An 808-nucleotide genomic window follows, 5' to 3' on the forward strand; every position below is an offset into this window, starting at 1 on the left:
CCCTGTTCCTTTTTCTATCCATCGCGTCCACTCGCCGCGCAATTTTTCATACACCTTATTCAAATAATTTTTTAGCGCTTCGTCATTATCGATGGAAGTAAACTCTCCGCCGCCGGATGCAGCAACCTGCCGGAGCATTTTTTGACCTTCATTGTCCACATCAAAGCCAATAATATTGACAACGGTCTTCACCTTGGATTGATTGAGCTCTTTGGCAACCTGTACGGGATTGCCTCCACATGTCTCGATTCCATCACTTACCACATATACGACCGAATCGGTTGTCTCAGGATCGATATCTTCCTTTACAGATTCCAGCGCATTCGCAATTGGCGTCCATCCGGCAGGGTTCACCTCTTCAAGCGCCTTTTTTATTTGGTCTGTCTGCACACCTTGACCATGAAAGATTTCTTCAGTACTGCTGCAGGATAGTGGTTTATCTTCATTGCTTCCTGTTCCCTTATGCCCATAAACCCGTAACGATACCTCTGCATTTTTGGGCAGCTTATCCCCGAAGTTTTGAATGGCTTCTTTTGCGGAGTCCATTTTTGATTTACCATCAATCTTCCCATTCATGCTGCCGCTTGCATCCAGCAAGATTGAAATATGCAGCTTCTTACTAGTGGGTAATGTAATTTTTTCATTAGGCCGCTGATTATTCACAGTAATATCGGATTCAAAATTAATGAAGGTCGACACATAAGGACGATAGTCTTCAGCCAGCAGAAGGAGCAGCTCTTCCATATATTGATCGGCTGTCAGATCAGTCGGCAATTTGTCCAAGGCCTCCTGAACATTCTGTTCATCA

The 808-nt window shown here is 44.4% G+C and carries 1 protein-coding gene; it reads right to left on the reverse strand.

What is annotated here, in order from left to right; all coding sequences use genetic code 11:
- On the reverse strand, positions 1-774 hold a 774-nt coding region (locus ACFQ0N_RS38220), incomplete at its 3' end, for a VWA domain-containing protein (RefSeq protein ID WP_379335736.1).
- Positions 775-808 lie beyond the last annotated feature (34 nt).

This window comes from Paenibacillus sp. GCM10027626 (genome assembly GCF_042676285.1).
Lineage (GTDB): Bacteria > Bacillota > Bacilli > Paenibacillales > Paenibacillaceae > Paenibacillus_Z.